The sequence below is a fragment of the Streptomyces sp. NPDC055025 genome (assembly GCF_053608565.1).
In genome coordinates, this window is the sequence record NZ_JBSGVS010000109.1 from 1 (window position 1) to 17,817 (window position 17,817).

Annotated in this window: 18 protein-coding genes and 1 pseudogene; 7 read left to right on the plus strand and 12 right to left on the minus strand. The window is 71.6% G+C overall.

Features of this window, described 5'->3' with window-relative positions:
- Window positions 1-299 precede the first annotated feature (299 nt).
- Window positions 300-2,096, minus strand: coding sequence for a glyoxylate carboligase (gene gcl, locus ACWGDX_RS37660; RefSeq protein WP_453633097.1), 1,797 nt, complete (start codon window positions 2,094-2,096; stop codon window positions 300-302).
- A gap of 212 nt (window positions 2,097-2,308) precedes the next feature.
- On the opposite strand from gcl, the gene ACWGDX_RS37665 reads away from it, so the two are divergent.
- Entirely contained in the window at window positions 2,309-3,172 is an 864-nt protein-coding gene (locus tag ACWGDX_RS37665; protein WP_453633099.1) for a hypothetical protein, read from the plus strand.
- A gap of 165 nt (window positions 3,173-3,337) precedes the next feature.
- Here the strand turns inward: ACWGDX_RS37665 and ACWGDX_RS37670 are convergent, their stop codons facing one another.
- Window positions 3,338-4,789 carry a phosphoribosyltransferase family protein gene (locus ACWGDX_RS37670; RefSeq protein ID WP_453633101.1) on the minus strand — a complete coding sequence of 484 codons (1,452 nt, stop codon included), beginning with the start codon at window positions 4,787-4,789 and terminating at the stop codon, window positions 3,338-3,340.
- Window positions 4,790-5,054: 265 nt separating this feature from the next.
- Between ACWGDX_RS37670 and ACWGDX_RS37675 the strand changes: the two genes are divergently transcribed.
- Entirely contained in the window at window positions 5,055-5,522 is a 468-nt protein-coding gene (locus ACWGDX_RS37675; RefSeq protein WP_453633102.1) for a Crp/Fnr family transcriptional regulator, read from the plus strand.
- A gap of 133 nt (window positions 5,523-5,655) precedes the next feature.
- The gene (locus ACWGDX_RS37680; protein ID WP_453633104.1) at window positions 5,656-6,525 is read left to right on the plus strand and encodes an LLM class F420-dependent oxidoreductase; all 870 of its coding nucleotides are present in this window, start codon (window positions 5,656-5,658) and stop codon (window positions 6,523-6,525) included.
- 73 nt (window positions 6,526-6,598) lie between these two features.
- Here the strand turns inward: ACWGDX_RS37680 and ACWGDX_RS37685 are convergent, their stop codons facing one another.
- From ACWGDX_RS37685 to ACWGDX_RS37730, 10 genes and pseudogenes are all read right to left on the minus strand, one after another.
- Window positions 6,599-6,976, minus strand: coding sequence for a gas vesicle protein K (locus tag ACWGDX_RS37685; RefSeq protein ID WP_453633127.1), 378 nt, complete (start codon window positions 6,974-6,976; stop codon window positions 6,599-6,601).
- A gap of 59 nt (window positions 6,977-7,035) precedes the next feature.
- Window positions 7,036-7,299: a gas vesicle protein gene (locus ACWGDX_RS37690; RefSeq protein ID WP_453633129.1), complete on the minus strand. Its 264-nt coding sequence runs from the start codon at window positions 7,297-7,299 to the stop codon at window positions 7,036-7,038.
- A 38-nt stretch (window positions 7,300-7,337) separates the two neighbouring features.
- Complete coding sequence (locus tag ACWGDX_RS37695; RefSeq protein ID WP_453633106.1) at window positions 7,338-8,150, minus strand: GvpL/GvpF family gas vesicle protein; 813 nt, start codon at window positions 8,148-8,150, stop codon at window positions 7,338-7,340.
- A gap of 3 nt (window positions 8,151-8,153) precedes the next feature.
- Window positions 8,154-8,741 carry a gas vesicle protein gene (locus ACWGDX_RS37700; RefSeq protein WP_453633108.1) on the minus strand — a complete coding sequence of 196 codons (588 nt, stop codon included), beginning with the start codon at window positions 8,739-8,741 and terminating at the stop codon, window positions 8,154-8,156.
- Between the two features lie 27 nt (window positions 8,742-8,768).
- Window positions 8,769-9,134 carry a gas vesicle protein GvpG gene (locus tag ACWGDX_RS37705; RefSeq protein WP_453633110.1) on the minus strand — a complete coding sequence of 122 codons (366 nt, stop codon included), beginning with the start codon at window positions 9,132-9,134 and terminating at the stop codon, window positions 8,769-8,771.
- 50 nt (window positions 9,135-9,184) lie between these two features.
- Window positions 9,185-9,898, minus strand: coding sequence for a GvpL/GvpF family gas vesicle protein (locus tag ACWGDX_RS37710; RefSeq protein WP_453633112.1), 714 nt, complete (start codon window positions 9,896-9,898; stop codon window positions 9,185-9,187).
- 3 nt (window positions 9,899-9,901) lie between these two features.
- Entirely contained in the window at window positions 9,902-10,336 is a 435-nt protein-coding gene (locus ACWGDX_RS37715; RefSeq protein WP_453633114.1) for a gas vesicle structural protein GvpA, read from the minus strand.
- Between the two features lie 40 nt (window positions 10,337-10,376).
- Window positions 10,377-10,748, minus strand: coding sequence for a gas vesicle protein GvpO (locus tag ACWGDX_RS37720; RefSeq protein ID WP_453633116.1), 372 nt, complete (start codon window positions 10,746-10,748; stop codon window positions 10,377-10,379).
- A 308-nt stretch (window positions 10,749-11,056) separates the two neighbouring features.
- Window positions 11,057-12,598, minus strand: coding sequence for an AMP-binding protein (locus ACWGDX_RS37725; protein ID WP_453633118.1), 1,542 nt, complete (start codon window positions 12,596-12,598; stop codon window positions 11,057-11,059).
- A 97-nt stretch (window positions 12,599-12,695) separates the two neighbouring features.
- A pseudogene (locus tag ACWGDX_RS37730) lies at window positions 12,696-14,102 on the minus strand (AMP-binding protein); the annotation flags it as partial.
- 206 nt (window positions 14,103-14,308) lie between these two features.
- On the opposite strand from ACWGDX_RS37730, the gene ACWGDX_RS37735 reads away from it, so the two are divergent.
- The 4 genes from ACWGDX_RS37735 (at window position 14,309) to ACWGDX_RS37750 (ending at window position 17,764) form a co-directional block, all read left to right on the plus strand.
- Window positions 14,309-15,142 carry a response regulator transcription factor gene (locus tag ACWGDX_RS37735; RefSeq protein WP_453633120.1) on the plus strand — a complete coding sequence of 278 codons (834 nt, stop codon included), beginning with the start codon at window positions 14,309-14,311 and terminating at the stop codon, window positions 15,140-15,142.
- Window positions 15,143-15,324: 182 nt separating this feature from the next.
- Complete coding sequence (locus ACWGDX_RS37740) at window positions 15,325-15,819, plus strand: SAV_915 family protein (RefSeq protein WP_453633122.1); 495 nt, start codon at window positions 15,325-15,327, stop codon at window positions 15,817-15,819.
- On the plus strand, window positions 15,816-17,147 hold the full coding sequence (gene lysA / locus ACWGDX_RS37745) for a diaminopimelate decarboxylase (protein ID WP_453633123.1): 1,332 nt from the start codon (window positions 15,816-15,818) through the stop codon (window positions 17,145-17,147). The genes ACWGDX_RS37740 and lysA overlap by 4 nt, the downstream gene beginning before the upstream one ends.
- A 101-nt stretch (window positions 17,148-17,248) precedes the next feature.
- Window positions 17,249-17,764: an FBP domain-containing protein gene (locus ACWGDX_RS37750; protein WP_453633125.1), complete on the plus strand. Its 516-nt coding sequence runs from the start codon at window positions 17,249-17,251 to the stop codon at window positions 17,762-17,764.
- Window positions 17,765-17,817 lie beyond the last annotated feature (53 nt).

Consider the following 17,817-nt stretch of genomic DNA (forward strand, 5'->3'; position numbering starts at 1 on the left):
CAGGCGCTGCCGCCGCCGGTAACCCCACCGGAGCGCGGAGCACGGGATACCCCGTGCTCCGCGCTCTGCCGTGCGCTCGGTCGGTCGGTCGAGGGCGTGTCGCGTCATGAACCGGGCGGAACCTCCGCGGGAAGCTCCAGCACCCAGGAGCGCGCGGGGCCGCCCGGACAACAGCTGTGCCCGCCAGGACCGTGGAAAGCCGACGGCCCCCGCACCGGATGCCCTCCGGTGCGGGGGCCGCGTCCCTCCGCCGCCGCTCGGTCGGGGACGACGGCGGAGGTCAGCTCGCTCCAGCCGGCTCAGGCCGCCGCGTCGGACCCGGCCAGCGGAAGGATCTCCGTGGGCGCGTGCCACGGCTCCGTCGCGATGTCCTCGAACTCGTTCACGCTCGCGATGTCGCTGCCGCTCATCGAGATGTTCGTGACACGTTCGAGGATCGCCTCGACCACGACCGGGACCCGGTACTCGGCGGCGAGTTTCTTCGCCTCCTCGAAGGCGGGCAGAAGCTGATCGGGCTCCGTGACCCGGATCGCCTTGCAGCCCAGTCCCTCGACGACCTTGACATGGTCGACCCCGTACACGCCCAGCTCGGGCGAGTTGATGTTCTCGAACTCCAGATTGACCTGGAAGTCGATGTCGAAGTTGCGCTGCGCCTGGCGGATCAGCCCCAGATACGAGTTGTTCACCAGCACATGCACATAGGGGATACGGTGCTGGGCGCCGACCGCCAGTTCCTCCAGCATGAACTGGAAGTCGTAGTCACCGGAGAGGGCGACCACCGAGGCCTCGGGGTCGGCGACGGCGACCCCCAGCGCGGCGGGCACGGTCCAGCCGAGCGGTCCCGCCTGGCCGCAGTTGATCCAGTGGCGCGGCCGGTAGACGTGCAGCATCTGCGCGCCGGCGATCTGGGAGAGTCCGATGGTGGTGACATACCGGGTCTCGGGACCGAAGGCGCGGTTCATCTCCTCGTACACCCGCTGCGGCTTGAGCGGCACATTGTCGAAGTGCGTACGGCGGTGGAGCGTGGCCTTGCGCTCCCGCGCGGAGGCGGCCCACTCGGCGCGGTCGGGCAGTTCGCCCGCGTCCCTCAGCTCCTTCGCCACCTCGACGAAGAGTTCCAGGGCGGCCTTGGCGTCGGAGGCGATCCCGTACTCCGGCGGGAAGATCTTGCCGAGCTGGGTGGGTTCGATGTCGACATGGACGAAGGTCCGCCCCCGCCGGTAGACATCGAGCTTCCCGGTGTGGCGGTTGGCCCAGCGATTGCCGATACCGAGGACGAAGTCCGACTCCAGGAAGGTCGCGTTGCCGTAGCGGTGCGAGGTCTGGAGGCCCACCATGCCGGCGTTCAGCTCATGGTCGTCCGCGATGGCGCCCCAGCCCATCAGGGTGGGGATGACCGGAGTGCCGGTCAGCTCGGCGAACTCGACGAGCAGTTCGGAGGCGTCCGCGTTGATGACGCCGCCGCCCGCGACGATCAGCGGGCGCTCCGACGCGTTGAGCATCCGGACGGCCTTCTCGATCTGCGCGCGGCTCGCGGCCGGCCGGTGGACCGGCAGCGGCTCATAGGTCTCCGGGTCGAACTCGATCTCGGTGAGCTGCACATCGAGCGGCAGATCGACGAGGACCGGACCCGGCCGCCCCGAGCGCATGAGATGGAAGGCCTGCTGGAGGACGCCGGGAACCTGCGCGGCCTCCAGGACCGTCGTCGCGGCCTTGGTGACGGGCCGGGCGATCGAGGCGATGTCGACGGCCTGGAAGTCCTCCTTGTGGATCACCGCGGTCGGGGCCTGGCCGGTGATGCACAGGATCGGGATCGAGTCACCGGTCGCGGAGTAGAGGCCGGTGATCATGTCCGTCCCCGCGGGGCCGGACGTGCCGACGCAGACACCGATGTTGCCGGGGTGGGTACGGGTGTAGCCCTCGGCCATGTGCGAGGCGCCCTCGACATGGCGGGCGAGCGTGTGGTGGACCCCGCCGGACGCCTTCAGGGCCGCGTAGAAGGGGTTGATCGCGGCGCCGGGCACACCGAAGGCGTTGGTCACGCCCTCAAGCTTGAGGATCTCAACTGCCGCTCGGGCAGCGGTCATTCGAGGCATGGAGTACTCCTGCTTCGGCCGGCGGATTCGGGCTCTGTCGCGCCACCTGAGAGTCGATTCCGTAATGCGGAAGTTTAGTTCTGCAATATGGAATCAATCTAAGGTGGACTCCGTACCGCGTCAAGGGATGCCCGAAGACCCTCCCCCCTGCCTCGCTCCTGGTGGACGATGGGACACCGAGCGCGACGGATCGTGGCCGAAGGGGGCACGTGGTGACAGAGAGCGTGTGGGTGAGCTGTCCGTCCTGCGGCGGGCGGCACGTTTTCGCGGTGTCGGTCTATCCCTGCGCGTGCGGGGCTCCGGTGGCGCCCGCGCTGGCCGGCGGCGTACCGGTGGAGCCGGTCACATACCGCGGTTGGGCGGAGGAGTGGGTGGCCGTCCGCTGCGGGGCGTGCGGACGTGAGGACCAGTGGCCACGGCCGGAGCTGGGCTGTCCGTGCGGAACGGTGCTACGGATTCCGGTACGGGAGACCGGCGCCACGGGCCCGGCGGCCCCGGCGACGCCACAGGGGACGCCGACGGCTCCGGTGACCCCGGTGGCCCCATGGGCCACGGCCGTCCCCGGGGATCCTGGGACTCCGGCAGCCCCCGCGACCCCGGCGGTCCCCGAGTCCGGACCGCCGCCCGGACCGCCGCCGGCGGGATCGCCCCCGCGTGTCCCGCTGCCGCGGAGCGCCGCGTCACCGCGTCCGTCGTTCCGCCCGCTGACGATCCGTACCGCGCATGACGCGGTCACGGCCGCGGCGCTCTATCTGCGCTGGCTGGGCTTCCACAGCGTCGACCGGGCCGGGGAGGGGACGGAGGGCGCGCCGTACGTGATCGATCTGCGCGGCCCGGACGTGGTCGCCCAGGTGGAACCGACCACCCGGCCCGTCAATCCGCGCTCCGTCGAGTGCCTCTGGCTCAACGGGCTCCATGCCTCGGCGCCGGGTGTCTTCTTCTCCCTCGCCGGGTACGCGGACGACGCCCTCGCCCGTGCCGAGGATCTGGGTATTCCGCTCTTCGTCATGGATCTCACGGGCACTCCCCGGCCGGTCAACGGCCCGGCGGACGCACTGGTCTCGACCGGCGCGTGATGTCCCCCGCTCGCCTGGTGCTCCCGCGCCGCCTGGTGCTCCCGGCCGGCGGTGCCACGGCCTGGGCTTCAGCGCGGCCGGGGTTCAGTGCGCCTGACCTTCAGCGCGGCCGGGGTTCAGCGCGCCTGACCTTCGGCGCGGCCTGGGCTTCAGCGCGCCTGGGCTTCAGTGCGGCCGGTCTGGTCCGGACATCGCCACCGCTCCGTGCGGTGTCATGTGCTGGGTGAACCACCCCGTGGCCAGATGGGCCACCGCTTCGAGGGCGCCTGGCTCCTCGAAGAGATGGGTGGCTCCCGGCACGATGGCGACCTGGTGCTCACCGCGCAGCCGGCCGGCCGCCTGCCGGTTGAGACGCAGTACCTCGGTGTCCGCGCCGCCGACGATCAGCAGCGTGGGTGCCCGTACCTCCGCGAGCCGGCCCGCCGCCAGATCGGGACGGCCGCCGCGGGAGACCACCGCCGCGATGTCCGTATGCGGCTCGGCCGCCGACATCAGAGCCGCCGCGGCCCCGGTGCTGGCACCGAAGCAGCCGACCGGCAGGGCGCGTTCACGGCGCAGCCACCGGACGGCCAGGGTGAGCCGCTCGGCCAGCAGCCCGATGTCGAAGACATTCGTACGGTCCCGCTCCTCGTCCGGCGTGAGCAGATCGAACAGCAGGGTGCCGAAGCCCGCCCGGTTCAGGGCCGACGCCACCGCCTGGTTGCGGGGGCTGTGCCGGCTGCTTCCGCTGCCGTGCGCGAAGGCCACGATGCCCGGCGCGCCGTCCGGCACCACCAGGCTCCCGGGCAGCGAGGTCCGTCCGGCGCCGATCACGACCTCCGGATCCCCGGCGGGATGCCCGGCCGCCTCCGGCCTCGCGCCCGCCCCCGGCGCTGAGCCCGTACCCGGTCCCGCGCCCGTGCTCGGACCCATGCCCATGTCCGGACCGGTGTCAGCGGGCGTGGGAGTCTTCCCGCGCTCGCCTCGCTTCCCGCGCTCCCCGGACATCGCGCCCCTGGTGAGCAGCGCGGCGACCTCGTCGTCGCTGGTCTGCGCGAAGTCCACGTACCACTGCCCGACCGAGCCGAAGTACTCCGGCGAGGACAGACACACCACGGCATCGGCCTCCTGCCCCAGCCAGCCCAGGGCGTCGGGGGGCGCCAGCGGTACGGCCAGCACCACCCGCGCCGCACCGCGCGCCCGCGCCACTCGGCAGGCGGCGAACGCGGTGGAACCCGTGGCCATGCCGTCGTCCACGATCACCGCCGTCCGGCCCAGCAGCCCGACCGGCGGCCGGTCCCCCCGGTAGCGCCGCAGGCGCAGCTCCAGCGCCTGACGCGCGTCCCGCTCCACCGCCGCGCGCTCGCGCGGGCCGACCCGGGCGGCGCGGAGCACATCGTCATTCATGATCCGTACGCCGTCCTCGCCGATCGCGCCGAAGCCCAGCTCGGGCTGGTACGGCACCCCCAGCTTGCGGACGGCGATCACATCCAGCGGCGCGCCCAGCGCGCGGGCCACCTCGTACGCCACCGGAATCCCGCCGCGCGGCAGCCCCAGCACCACGGGATCGTCGAGATCCATCCGTTCCAGCTCCTCGGCCAGCCGTTTCCCGGCGGCCGTTCGGTCGACGAAGCGCATGGTCCGCCTCCTCTCCCGGGGCCCTGCGGCCCGCATCGGGAACTCTTTCCATCCAACCCGAAAACGCCGCGACCGGCAGGACCGGAGGGATCGCCCCCCTCGGCGGGGAGGCGGCAGAAGCGGACGCGCACAGCCGTGTGCGGAAGGACGCGGACGCCCCGTAGCGCCAGGGCAGCTCCGGGTGGAGTCTGGATATGAGGAACCCGCGGGCCGCCGGGGGCTTCGTGGGCCGGCCGCCGCGACATTCTCCGAGGAGGCGGCAGCCATGACCACCACGACCGACACCACCTTGCACGCCCTCTCCCCGGTCCACCGTGAGCGGCTGATGCGCGGCGCGCGCCAGGTGAACTTCCCCGAGGGCACGCGCATCTTCGACGAGGGCCAGTCCGCCGACCGCTTCTGGATCGTGCGCAGCGGCTGCGTGATCCTCGACGTCAGGGTGCCGGGCCGCCGCCCGGCGGAGATAGCGTCGCTGGGCGCGGGCAGTCTCGTCGGCTGGTCCTGGCTCTTCCCTCCGTTCGTCTGGCAGCTCGGGGCGGAGGCGATGACGCTGGTGCGCACCTACGAGTTCGACGCGGACGACGTACGGCGGATGTGCTACGGCGATCCGGTGTTCGGCCAGGCCGTGGCGCTCTGGATCGGCGGGGTGCTCGCCCACCGGCTGCACCAGGCGAGGACCCGGCTGCTCGATCTGTTCGCGCCGTACGGCAGCAGCGAGGGACCGATGCCGTGACAGCGCGCGTCAACGCGCGGAGCCCGGAACGGGTCCGAACGGGCGACCCTGGCCCGATACAGGAATAGCCGGTGGCCGGGCCCGGGTTGGCACGGTGATCGCAGTACTTCGAAGGCATGTGGGAGACGAAACGATGGTTACTCTGCAGGAGTCCGTGGGCCGGTACGGGATCTGGACCTCCGGGCTCCGCCCCGAGGGCCCCGCGGCCGGTGAGGCGCCGGAGGCCGCCGCCGAGCTGGAGGAGCTCGGCTTCGGCGCCGTCTGGCTGGGCATGGGCGATGTCGAGCACGCGGTACCGCTCATCGAGGCCACATCGCGGCTCACCGTCGCCACCGGCATCCTCAGCATCTGGCAGCACGAGGCCGCCGACACCGCCGCCCGCTTCCAGCGGCTGGAATCCGAGCACCCTGGGCGCTTCGTGCTCGGCCTCGGTGCCAGCCACGCCAAGTTCGCCACGCAGTACCGACGCCCCTACTCCTCGATGGCCGAGTATCTCGACGGTCTGGACGAGGGGAAGGTCCCGGCCGGACGGATCGTGCTGGCCGCGCTCGGCCCGAAGATGCTCGAACTCTCCCGTGACCGCGCGGGCGGTGCCCATCCGTATCTGGTCACCCCCGAGCACACCGCGCAGGCCCGCGAGATCCTCGGCTCCGGACCGCTCCTCGCCCCCGAGCTGAAGGTCGTCCTGGACACCGACCCGGAGACCGCGCGTGCCACAGCCCGTGACTATCTCGCCATGTATCTCACCCTGCCGAACTACACCAACAGCTTCCTGCGGCTGGGCTTCACCGAGGACGACCTCGCGAACGGCGGCAGCGACCGGCTCATCGACGCCGTCTACGCCTGGGGCGACGACGCCCGGATCAAGGCCCGTATCGACGCCTTCCACGCGGCCGGCGCGGACCATGTCGCCCTTCAGATCGTGACGCCCGGCAGCACCGCGGGCGCACCGGGTCCCCTGCCCCGCGCCGAGTGGCGACGGCTCGCCGAAGTGATCGCCTGACCTGACCGCACCGCATAGGTGAGAGGTTCCGCCGGGCGCCGCGCACGCGACGCCCGGCGGGACGCCGTCGCGCTCACGTCGGCGGGAGCAGGGTCCCGAGCGGGCCCAGATCGAGGTTGAGGTCTTCCATCGTGAGGTCGTAGCGCTCGCACAGCTCCGTCATACGGTCGTGGAGAAGCATGAGGGTCACGCCGACGCGTTCTTCCTGGTCCTCCGTCAGGTCCCCTTGTTCGACACGGTGCAGGGCCTGACGCTCCATCAACTGGCGGAGCAGTTCGACGATGGTCAGCACCAGCTTGACCAGGTCCCGTTCCACGGTGTCCTGATCGGTGTGCAGGCGCTGGGCGATCCGCCGGCCACGCTCCTCCTCGGGCGGGATGTCGTCCGGGCCCGCCGGAAGCAGACGGAAGACGTCCGACGCGGCCTGGGTGACCTCGTCCAGATCGCGGATGGGTGAGGGGCGTTCCCGGCGTCCTGGCTCGCGTCTCCGGTCGGCGCCCCGGCCGCGGCTCACGGGCCGTTCCCGGGCGGCGGGCCGAGGGCGCGTTCGAGGGCCGCGCGCTCAGCGGGAGCCTCCTGTGGACCCTGCGGACGCTGTTCCGCGCGGACGGCCACGATCAGGGCCCTGAGCGAGATCCGTACGAGATCGACGTCCGCGATCGAGAGGGTCAGATCACCGGTCAGTACCACTCCCCCGGTCAGCAGCCGGTCGAGAAGGTCGATCAGCGCGATCTGCCGGCCGGCGAGGTCGTCCATCCGGTCGTCGTCGTCCATCCGGTCGTCGGGGCCCGTGGCGGGCCGGGCGCCATCGGTCACGGGGCGCCCACCTCCTCGTCGGTCCGCTCGGGGGCGGCGAACGAGTACGGGGCCCATGGCCCGGTCACCTCCACGCGGATGCCGTCGAAGCTCCTGGCGACGCCCTCCGCCCGTGCCCGGAAGGCGTCCCCGCTCCCGCGCGGGACCAGATAGGCGTCGTTGGAGACGTTGCGACCGGGCCCGATGGCCAGCTCCCCCTCCTGGAGGCGGTGCTGGACACGGTCGACGGCGAGGGGGCGTACTTCGGCGTCCACGCGGAGCACCGCCTCGCGAGCCGCGCGCCACGCGTCCTCACCCGATCTGCGCTGCCGCCGGCGGCCCCGCAGATAGTCACGGCCGGGACTGCCGCCCGCCGAGGCCGTCGTGGTGGCCGGGACCGGTGAGCTGGGCGGCGGGGGCAGCGCGTACACCTTGACGCCCCACTCCACCTGGCCGGTGAGCCGGTCGAGCAGGGCGCCGAACTCCTCCGCGCGCCGGTTCAGCATGTCCCGTACGCGGTCGTCGTCGCGATGGAGCGTGGCCAGACGCAGCGGAAGGAGGGCGGTACGGGCGAAGACCGTTTCCACGACGGCGTGATGGGCGCGGGCCACCGACTCCAGCCAGTCCAGGTCCTCCAGCTGGGCCTTGAGGGCTCTCTCGTCGAAGTCACGCTCCGGTACGGGACTCACCACCGCGGCCAGGCCGTGCGCGCGTACGAGCCGTACCGGGGTGTCCGCCACACCGCGTATCCCGCGCAGTTCCTCGTCCAGGGCGTCCGAAGCGGCGTCGGCGCGCGTCACCGCGTAGCTGTATCGCATGTCCGCGCTCATCCGTCACCGCCTCCTCTCCCGGCGCGCTCTCCGTTCCCTGTCCCTGGTGGCCCTGTCCCCGTCGGTCCTGTCCGTGTCGGTCCTGTCCGTGTCGGTCCTGTCCGCGCTGTCGTCGCGCTCGTCTTCGTACTCGACGTCCTGGATATCCTGGATGTCGTCGTACTGGATGTCGGAGGAGCGCTCGTCGGAGGAGCGCTCGTCGGCGGGGCGCTCGTCGGCGGGGCGCTCGTCGGCGGGGGCCAGGGAGCGTCTGCGCAGATTCTCGACCTCGGCGCGCAACCGGCTGTTCTCCTCGGCCAGCGACGGCCGCGGGGTTTCCTCCCGGGCCCGGGACGACAGTGACGGATCGTGCTCCCACCAGTCGATGCCCATCTCCTTGGCCTTGTCGACGGAGGCGACGAGCAACCGGAGCTTGATCGTGAGCAGTTCGATGTCCAACAGGTTGATCTGGATGTCCCCGGCGATGACGATCCCCTTGTCGAGGACCCGTTCGAGGATGTCGGCCAGATTCGCCGACGACCCCTGCCCGTACGGGGACATGGCCTGCGCGGGCCGGGGAAGGGGCTGTCGGGCGGAAGTCGGATCTGTCACGATGCGTCAGGCCTCGATCCTGGTCGCTCAGCGCTCGGGCTCGTGGTGTCCCTGTTGCGCCTGCTGTCCCTGCTGTGCCTGCTGCTCCTCGGCCACCCGCCCCTCGGCCACCCGCCCCTGCTCCTGCTCCTCGGCCCAGGGCTCCTGAGGGCCGCCGGAGCGTGCGCGCTCGATGGCCTCGATCCGGTCGAGGAGCTCGTCCTCCCGGCGGTCGAACTCCGCCTCGTCGATGCGGCCCTCCAGCAGCTCCCTCTCCAGCTCGGCGAGTTGGCGTTCGATGGGGGTGGTGTCGTACGCCTCCTGTTCGGCGACCTCGATGACCTGGTTCACCACCCAGCCGAAGCCGCGCACCGGTGCCAGCGGCGCGGTCAGGATCTGGGTCAGCAGGCCCATCGTGCGACTCCTCGTTTCCTACGAAGCTGTACGGGTCGGAGTTCTCCGGGTCAGACAAAGCTGTACGGCGACAGCGGCCCCCTCAGGCGCAGTTCGATGTCGGGCGCGTACTGCTCGCCGAGCTTCTCCACGGCGGCGGTGAACTCCTTCGCCCGGTCCCGGTCCACGAGGAAGGACACATTGAGGAAGTGTTCCGACGTGGCGCCGCCCCGCGACTCGTCGACGGTGTACGGCCGCAGCGCCTCGATCATGTCCGCGGTCACCTCGTCCTGCCGTGCCCGCACCCCTGTGGAGATCAACTCACCGAGCGCCAGACGTTCCTCGTACGTTCCGCCGCCGCCCCGTGTCGTCTCGCCCAGCCGCCGCACCCGGTCCGAACGCTCGATCACCTGGCGCAGCAGCACGTCCTCGTCCTCCGCCGCCTTGAGATTGAACTCCGCCCGGCCCGCGAGCGCCGCGAGCCTTTCGGCGTACGGCTCGGCGTTCTCGTCGAGTGCCGCGCGCACCGCCTCGTCGTCGGCGGCGATCAGACCGAATCGCATCGGCAGCACCGCGTGCTCGGACAGCAGTCGCTGCTGTACGTCGTGGTGGGCGCTGAGGTCTCTTCTCTTGGCGCGCAGGTTCTGTGGCGCGTCGCTGACGATCGCCTGAAGGGGACCCTCGGTGACGGTACGCAGGCCGGGCGCCTCTTCGCCCACACCGCGCAGGTCGTCGAGGCGTGGATGGCAGTCGGAAGAGGTGATGGCGTAGACGTAGACGGACATGCGTCACTCCTCCCGGTGCCTGGCGGGGCGCCGTGCGGTGCTCCGGCGCCCCGGTTCCGGCTCCGGCTCCTCCCGCTCCCGTGTCCGGTCGCCCTGGAGAGAGTCGGTGATGGCTTCGACGGCTCCGGTCAGGGCGCCCTTGCTCTTGCCGCGTGCCCCGCTCTCGGTCACCTCGCCGACCAGGCCGGTGAGCGTCTCGGGTGCCTTGCGCCCCTCCTCCAGGTCGAGCCGGTTGACCGCCTCGGCGAAGCGGAGATACGTGTCGACGCTCGCCACGACGACCCGTGCGTCGATCTTGAGGATCTCGATCCCAACCAGGGACACCCGCACGAACGCGTCGATGACGAGCCCGCGATCCAGGATCAACTCCAGGACGTCGTAGAGGTTTCCGCCGCCGCCGACGGCGACCTGGCCTCCCTGATGCGGCGCTACAGTCACGATGACTCCCTTCAGCGGCCGCCGCGCGTGCTCCTGGCGGTCACCGCTCGATCCGGCCCCGGGCATACCGCTCGCGGCGCTCGTACTCGGTGAGGCGGCCTGCCTCGTCCAGTCGCACCCGGTAACTCGCCATCACGCTGGTCGTGTCCGGCACCCGTGGGATCTCCAGCACCTCGACGTCGGCCTGCCAGCCGTCCTCCGTGCGCTTGACGGCGGACACCGACTCGGGCTGTTTGCCGAGAAGCACGGCGAGTTGCTCCGTGGCCTCCCGCAACGCCTGCCCCATCCCCAAGGAACTCCGGGGCGGCTCCTCCCGGGCGGCGCCGTCCCGGTGCCGGCTCCCGGAGGTCCGGGAGGACCGCGCACCGTTCACATCCCGCCGCTCACTGCCGGCCATGTCGTTTCCACTCACACTCACATCGAGGGTTTCATGGGGTTTTGCCCTATGTCCTATGAAACACCCGCGATAAAGCACCCGCAGTGCGGGATGGCGACGAGCACGGGCCGGGACGGTGCGGTGACCGCCCCGCACCGATCCGCCCCACGCCGATCCGCCCCGCACCGATCCGTCGGGGGCAGGTCCGTCGCATGCCGGAGCACACACGGTGAAGACCGGACGACTCAGCGTTCGGGAACACACCGAGGAGTCCCGCGGCCGGTTCGACCGGGCGTCACAGCCCGCGGTCGGCCGACTTCCCGCGGTCAGTTGACTTCCCGTGGTCAGTTGACTTCGCGCTCCAGGCCGGACCAGTAGGGCTCGCGGAGCTTGAACTTCTGGACCTTGCCGGTGGCCGTGCGCGGGATGGCCTCACGGAATTCGACGGTCGTCGGTGCCTTGTAGCCGGCCATCCGCTGCTTGCAGTGGGCGATGATGTCGGCCTCGTACGCCGTCGCCCCGTCCGCGAGGACCACCAGGGCCTTGACGGTCTCGCCCCACTTCTCGTGCGGCACACCGATGACGGCCACCTCGGCGACCGCCGGGTGGCTGAAGATCGTGTCCTCCACCTCGATCGACGACACGTTCTCACCGCCCGTGATGATCACGTCCTTCCTCCGGTCGGTGATCGTCAGATGCCCGTCGGACTCGTCCAGCGCGCCGCCGTCCCCGGTGCGGAACCAGCCGTCCTCAACAACGGCCGAGGTCTCCTCCGGCTTGTTCCAGTACCCCTTGAGCACGGCATTCGACCGGGCCAGGACCTCTCCGGACCCGGAGATCCTCAGTCCCGTCCCCAGCGCGGGGAGTCCCGCGCGGGAGAGCTTGCGCGCCCGCTCCTCCGCGGGCAGGTCCTCGTCGCCGGGCCGGGTCCGGTTGAAGGTGAGCAGTGGTGACGTCTCCGTCAGACCGTAGATCTGGGTGAACTCCCAGCCCAGTTCCTCCTCGACCCGCTGGATCATCCTGCTCGGCGGCGGGGCTCCCGCGCAGACGATCCGTACCCTGTCCCGGCCCGGGATCTCTCCCTCCCAGGACGCCGCCGCGTCCAGCACCGCGTTCCACACCGCGGGCGCGCCGCACATCAGCGTGACTCCGTGCTCGTCGATCCGGCGGAGGATCTCCGTACCGTCCACCTTGCGCAGCACCACCTGCTTGACGCCCAGTCCGGCCATCACGAACGGCATTCCCCAGCCGTTGCAGTGGAACATCGGCAGTGTGTGCAGATAGACGTCCCGCTCCCACACCCGGGTATGCAGACCGAAGGTCAGACCGTTGACCCAGATGTTGCGATGGGTCAGCTGAACACCCTTGGGACGGGCGGTGGTTCCCGACGTGTAGTTGATCGTCGCGGTGGCGTCCTCGTCCGGCCTCGACCACGGTCGCGGCTCGACGCCGAAGCGCATGAGTCCGGTCTCGGTCCGCTCGCCCAGCACGAAGCGGTGGCGTGCCCCGACCCCGGCGAGTCCCGCGTCCAGCTCCGGGTCGACGAACAGGACCGAGGCTCCGCTCTGCCGCACCACATACTCGATCTCCTCCGGCTTCAGACGGAAGTTGACCGGCACACAGATCCGCCCGCTCATCGGTACCGCGAACAGCAGTTCAAGCAGACGGGCGGAGTTGTGGCTCACCACCGCCACCCGCTCCCCCTCGCCCACGCCGAGCGCGTCGAGCCCCGCCTGCCAGGCCCGCACCCGCTCGCCGAGCCGCCCGTACGTCGACACGGGTACGGGCGGCCCGGGTTGATCCCCTTCGTCGACCACTCCGGGGCTGGTGCGAAACCCCCGCTCCGCCCGGTCGAGGAAGTCCGTGACAGTCATCGGTACCCGCATCGCTCTCTCCCTCGCCCGCAACCAGCGTCTCTCAGTCGCTCGTTTCCCCGTCGTACGTACCTCGGTCGTTCGTTCCTCAGTCGCTCAACGGCGTTCGGAAAGGAACTCCCCCTGATCCTGACGCCTTGAAGACGTCGCCGGAGCGACCGAGGCAGGTGCGACCGAGGTAGGTGAGGTAGCCGTCGGCGTCACGGGCCCCGAGGTCACCGGTCCGGTAGTAGCCGCCGGCCATCGCCGCCGTGGTCCGGTCGGGGTCACCGTGATAGCCGGTCATCAGCCCCACCGGATAGGTGGAGAGATCGAGACAGATCTCGCCCTTGTCCACGCCGGGCACCCCGGTCACCGGGTCGACCAGGGTGACCGTGAAACCGGGGGTCGGCCGCCCGATGGACCCCGCCTTCAGCAGCTGACCCGGCGAGTTGGCGATCTGGACGGCGGTCTCCGTCTGGCCGAAGCCGTCCCTGATCGTCACACCCCACACACGGCGGACCGCCTCGATCACCTCGGTGTCGAGCGGTTCGCCCGTGGCGACGGCCTCGCGCGGCGGTGTACGCAGCAGGGGGAGACCGGCCCGGACGAGCGACCGCCACACGGTGGGCGGGGCGCAGAGGCTGGTGACCCCGCCGGAGTCCATCGCGGCCATCAGCCGGACCGGGTCGAAGCGGCTTCGGTGGTGGACGAAGACGGTCGCCTCGGCGTTCCAGGGGGCGAAGAGATTCGACCAGGCGTGCTCGGCCCGGCCGGGCGAGGCGATGTCGAGATGGACATCGCCGGGCTTGAGCCCGATCCAGTACATCGTCGCGAGATGACCGACGGGGTACGAGACATGGGTGTGCTCGACCAGCTTGGGGCGCCCGGTCGTGCCCGGGGTGAAGTACAGCATCAGCGGGTCATCCGCATGGGTGACGCCGTTCGGTGTGAAGGTCTCCGGCCGGGCGTACGCGTCCTCGTACGAGCGCCAGTCCCCGGTGGCGTCCGGGACGGCGGGAGCGCCCACCACGATCCTGGTGAAGCCGCCCGCGACCCCGGCGAGTTTCCCGGTGTCCTCGGCGCGGACGATCACATGGCGGGCCCGGCCGCGCTCGATACGGTCCCGCAGCCCGACGGGGCCGAGAGGAGGGGGCGCGGGGATGACGACGGCCCGCAGCTTGATCGCGGCGAGCGCGGTCTCCCACCGCTCGGTCCGGTCGCCGAGCATGACGACGATCCGGTCCTCGGCCCGGACGCCCTGCTCACGCAGCCAGTTCGCGACCTGGTTGGAGCGGGCGGACAGCTCGGCGAAGGAGAGGCGCGTCTGCCGCCCGTCCTCCTCGTCGAGATGCAGGGCGACCCGGTCGTTGCCCTCGGCGATCCGGTCGAACCAGTCCAGCGCCCAGTTGAAGCGCATCGGCCGCGGCCAGGAGAAGCCCTTGTACGCCGTCGCGTAGTCCTCCCGGTGTGCCAGCAGGAAGTCCCGGGCCGCTCTGAACTCCTCGGTCGGACCGCTCGGCGTCCTTGCCGTCATCTGCCCTCCTCTTGCCTGACCTCGCCGGGTGTCCGGCCCGCGTCTCCCCGGCGTGCGTCCCGTCCGTCCCTCCGATGGACCGCCGCACGGGCGGACGGGCTGAGGACTTACAGGGACTAGCATCGTTTAATTGGTGACGCAGGTCTCACCACCCCCGGACGGGGGTGGTGGGCGGAGGGGCCGCGGTGCGGGCGGGAGGAAGTGGCATGGCCGAGGCGGTGGAGATGCGGTCGGCGCTGGCGCGGCTGCGCAGGACGACCGGGCTGACCGTGGCTTTCGGCGGGCTGACGCACGACGTGGGAGAGCTGCGGATCGCCGAGCTGAACGGCACCGCGACAAGCGCCCTGCGCGGGCTCGCGATCTCCTCGGGCAGCGGTCTGGGCGGCAAGTCGATCGCCATGGCCAGGCCCTGCGCGGTCACGGACTACCGGGAGGCGCGCCACATCAGCCATGAGTACGACGCGGCCGTGGCGGCGGAGGGGCTGCGCTCCGTGCTCGCCGTGCCCGTGGTCGTCCGGCGCAAGGTGCGCGGGGTGCTGTACGGCGCGCTGCGCAGCGCGCTGCCGATCGGTGAGCGCGCCTTCGACGCGGCGGTCGCCGCCGCGCGCGATGTGGAACAGGCGCTCGTCGTACGGGACGAGGTACGGAGGCTGCTCTCGGTGACCCGCGAGGCGACGGCGGGGGCGGGCGCCGGAGCCTGGGAGGAGGTCCGGGCGGCCCACGGCGAGCTGCGCGCGCTGGCACCCCGGATCGTGGACGCGGAACTGCGCGAGGAACTGCTCTCCGTCTGCGGCCGGCTCGCGGGCGCCGCGCGCCCGGCGGACACTCCCCCGCGTCCGCTGCCGGTCACACTGGCACCGCGCGAGGTGGATGTACTGGGCTGTGTCGCGGCGGGCTCGACCAATGTGACGACGGCGGAGCTGCTCGGGCTCCGCCCGGAGACGGTGAAGGGCTATCTGCGCTCGGCGATGCGCAAGCTGGGCACGCATACGCGCCTGGAGGCGGTGGTGGCGGCGAGACGAGCCGGTCTGCTGCCGTAGGCGGGAGGGGCCGGACCCGGGCGTGATGGGATCCGCGCCAGAGGCGTCAGGGGATCCGCGCCAGGAGTACGTCAAAATGCGGGCCTTCCCGGTCAACGGTCCGTCATGGTCCCGGCGATCCGCCGTCCCCCGGGCATAGCTTCCTGGTGTCAGTCAGTGAACGACTCCCCTGGGAGGACACCATGGAGCGCCTCATCACCGAGGACGCGGGCGCGGAGCCCGGTTCGGACCGGGGCTCCGCCCGCGGCGCCGGCCCGGCGTCGGACCCCGACCCGGACCCCGACTCCGACTCCGGTCCGGATCCCGACCCCGGTCCGGATCCCGCCGTGGACGGGGGCCGTGCCGCGGCACGGCCGCTGTACGTACCCGTACGGCTCGGCTCGTGCGGTGGACAGCAGTTGCGCTTCGCCCGCACCCCGCTCGGCGCGCGGACCGCGATCGCCTTCACCAGCGCCCGGAGGCTGACCGCAGTCCTCGGCGAGCAGCAGGCGTGGATCAGGCTCGCGGAGCCCGTGCTGCGCGAGCTGGCCGCCCCGCTCGGCGCCGCGATCGTCACCGTGGACCCCCAGCTCACCGCCCCCGCCCCGGTCCCGGCACCCGCCCCCGCTCCCAGGCAGGCCCCGGTCCGAACCTGTGCGCGCCACGCTCCGGAGCTGCCGGAGGCGATGTCGGTATGACCACGGAACCGTCCCTGCTGATCAGTGAGCTGAACGCGCCGAGCGTCTGGCCCGCGTCCGCCGTCCTCGCGCCCGGTGGCGATATCGCCGTGGCCGGGGTCGGGCTCGCCGAACTGGCCGATCGCTACGGCACCCCGGTCTATGTCCTGGACGAGGACGAGGTGCGGGCCCGCGCGCGGGCGTGGCGGCGGGCGCTGCCCGGCGCCGATGTCGTCTACGCCGCCAAGGCGTTCCTCTGCCGGGCCGTCGTCGACTGGATGGAGCAGGAAGGCCTCGGACTCGACGTCTGCTCCGCGGGTGAACTCCGGCTCGCCGCCACCCGTGGCTTCCCGCCCGAGCGGATCGTGCTGCACGGCAACGCCAAGTCCCCCCAGGACCTGGGCACGGCGCTGCGCCTCGGCGTCGGCCGGATCGTCATCGACTCGGCCTGCGAGACGGCCAGGATCGCCGCTCAGGTGCAAGGACCCGAGCCCCAGCGGGTGATGGTGCGCGTACTGCCCGGCATCGAGGCGGGCGCGCACCCCAAGATCCGTACGGGCACGGAGGGCCAGAAGTTCGGCCTCTCGATCGCGGACGGCTCGGCGGCGGACGCCGTCGACCGGATCCTCGGCCAGTCCCGGCTCGAACTCGCCGGTCTGCACTGCCACCTCGGCTCGCAGATCGCCGAGGCGGAACCCTACGCGGAGGCCGTGCGCCGGCTGGTGGCGTTCCTGGCGGCGATCAGGGACCGCCACGGTGTGACCCTGCCGGAGCTGGACCTCGGCGGCGGCTTCGCGGTGGCGTATCTGCCCGGAGATCCGGCGCCCGCCCCCTCGGTCTACGGGGAGCTGATCACCCGGACCCTGGCGAGCGCCTGCGCCGAGCACGGTCTTCCCGTCCCCGCGCTGACCGTGGAACCGGGCCGCTCGATCATGGCACCGGCCGGGATCGCCCTCTACCGGGTGCTGTCGGTCAAGCGCGGCGTCGGCGGTGTGTTCGTGGCCGTCGACGGCGGGATGAGCGACAACCCGCGGCCCGCGCTGTACGGGGCGCGCTACACGGTCCGCCGGGTGGGCCGTACGTCGGCGGCTCCGATGCGGACGGCGACGGTCGTCGGCCGGCACTGCGAGGCGGGCGATGTGCTCGCCGGTCCCGTGGAGCTGCCGGAGGACATCAGACCCGGTGATGTACTGGCGGTTCCGGCCGCCGGGGCCTACCACGTGTCGATGGCGTCGGGCTACAACATGACGGGCCGCCCGCCGGTGGTGGCCGTCTCCGGGGGCGGATCGCGGCTTCTGGTGCGCCGGGAGAGCTTCGAGGATCTGCACGCCCGGGACGTGGGCCTCTGAGCCGGGCGGGAGCGGGAGACGGGAGACCGCCGGCGAGGACCGGAGAGCGCCGGCGGAAAATGCCGCGACACACCTTTCGGGCACTTGTTAGCTTCGCCATCATGAAGCCGCTCAGCGAGAACGAGATCCGTGGCTCGTTCGTCAACTGCTCCAAGGGCGAGGCCCGCAGAATCAGCCTCCCCCGCGATCTGGACGGCCTCCCCTGGGCCGATCTGGACTTTCTGGGCTGGCGCGATCCCGGCGCCCCCGACCGCGGCTATCTCGTCACGGAGCGCGACGGCGCCTGGACCGGCATCACGCTGCGCGGACCGTCCTCCGGGCAGAAGAGCGTCTTCAAGTCCAGCATCTGCTCGATCTGTGTCACGCCCCACACCGCGTCCGGTGTCGATCTCATGAGCGCGCCCAAGGCGGGGCCCGCGGGCCGTCAGGGCAATGCCGTGGGGATCTACATGTGCGCGGATCTCGCGTGCCCCCTGTATGTCCGGGGCAAGCGGAAGACCCTGCTCGGCCGCCGGCTGGAGGAGTCGCTCACCCTCGCCGAGCAGATAGCCAGGACCCGCGCGAATCTGGACCGGTTCCTGGACAAGCTGTTCGAGGGGTCCGCGACGGCGGGGTGACCGCGCGCCCGACCCGCTGAGACGAGGCGCGGGCCCCGGGAGCGTTCCCGGGG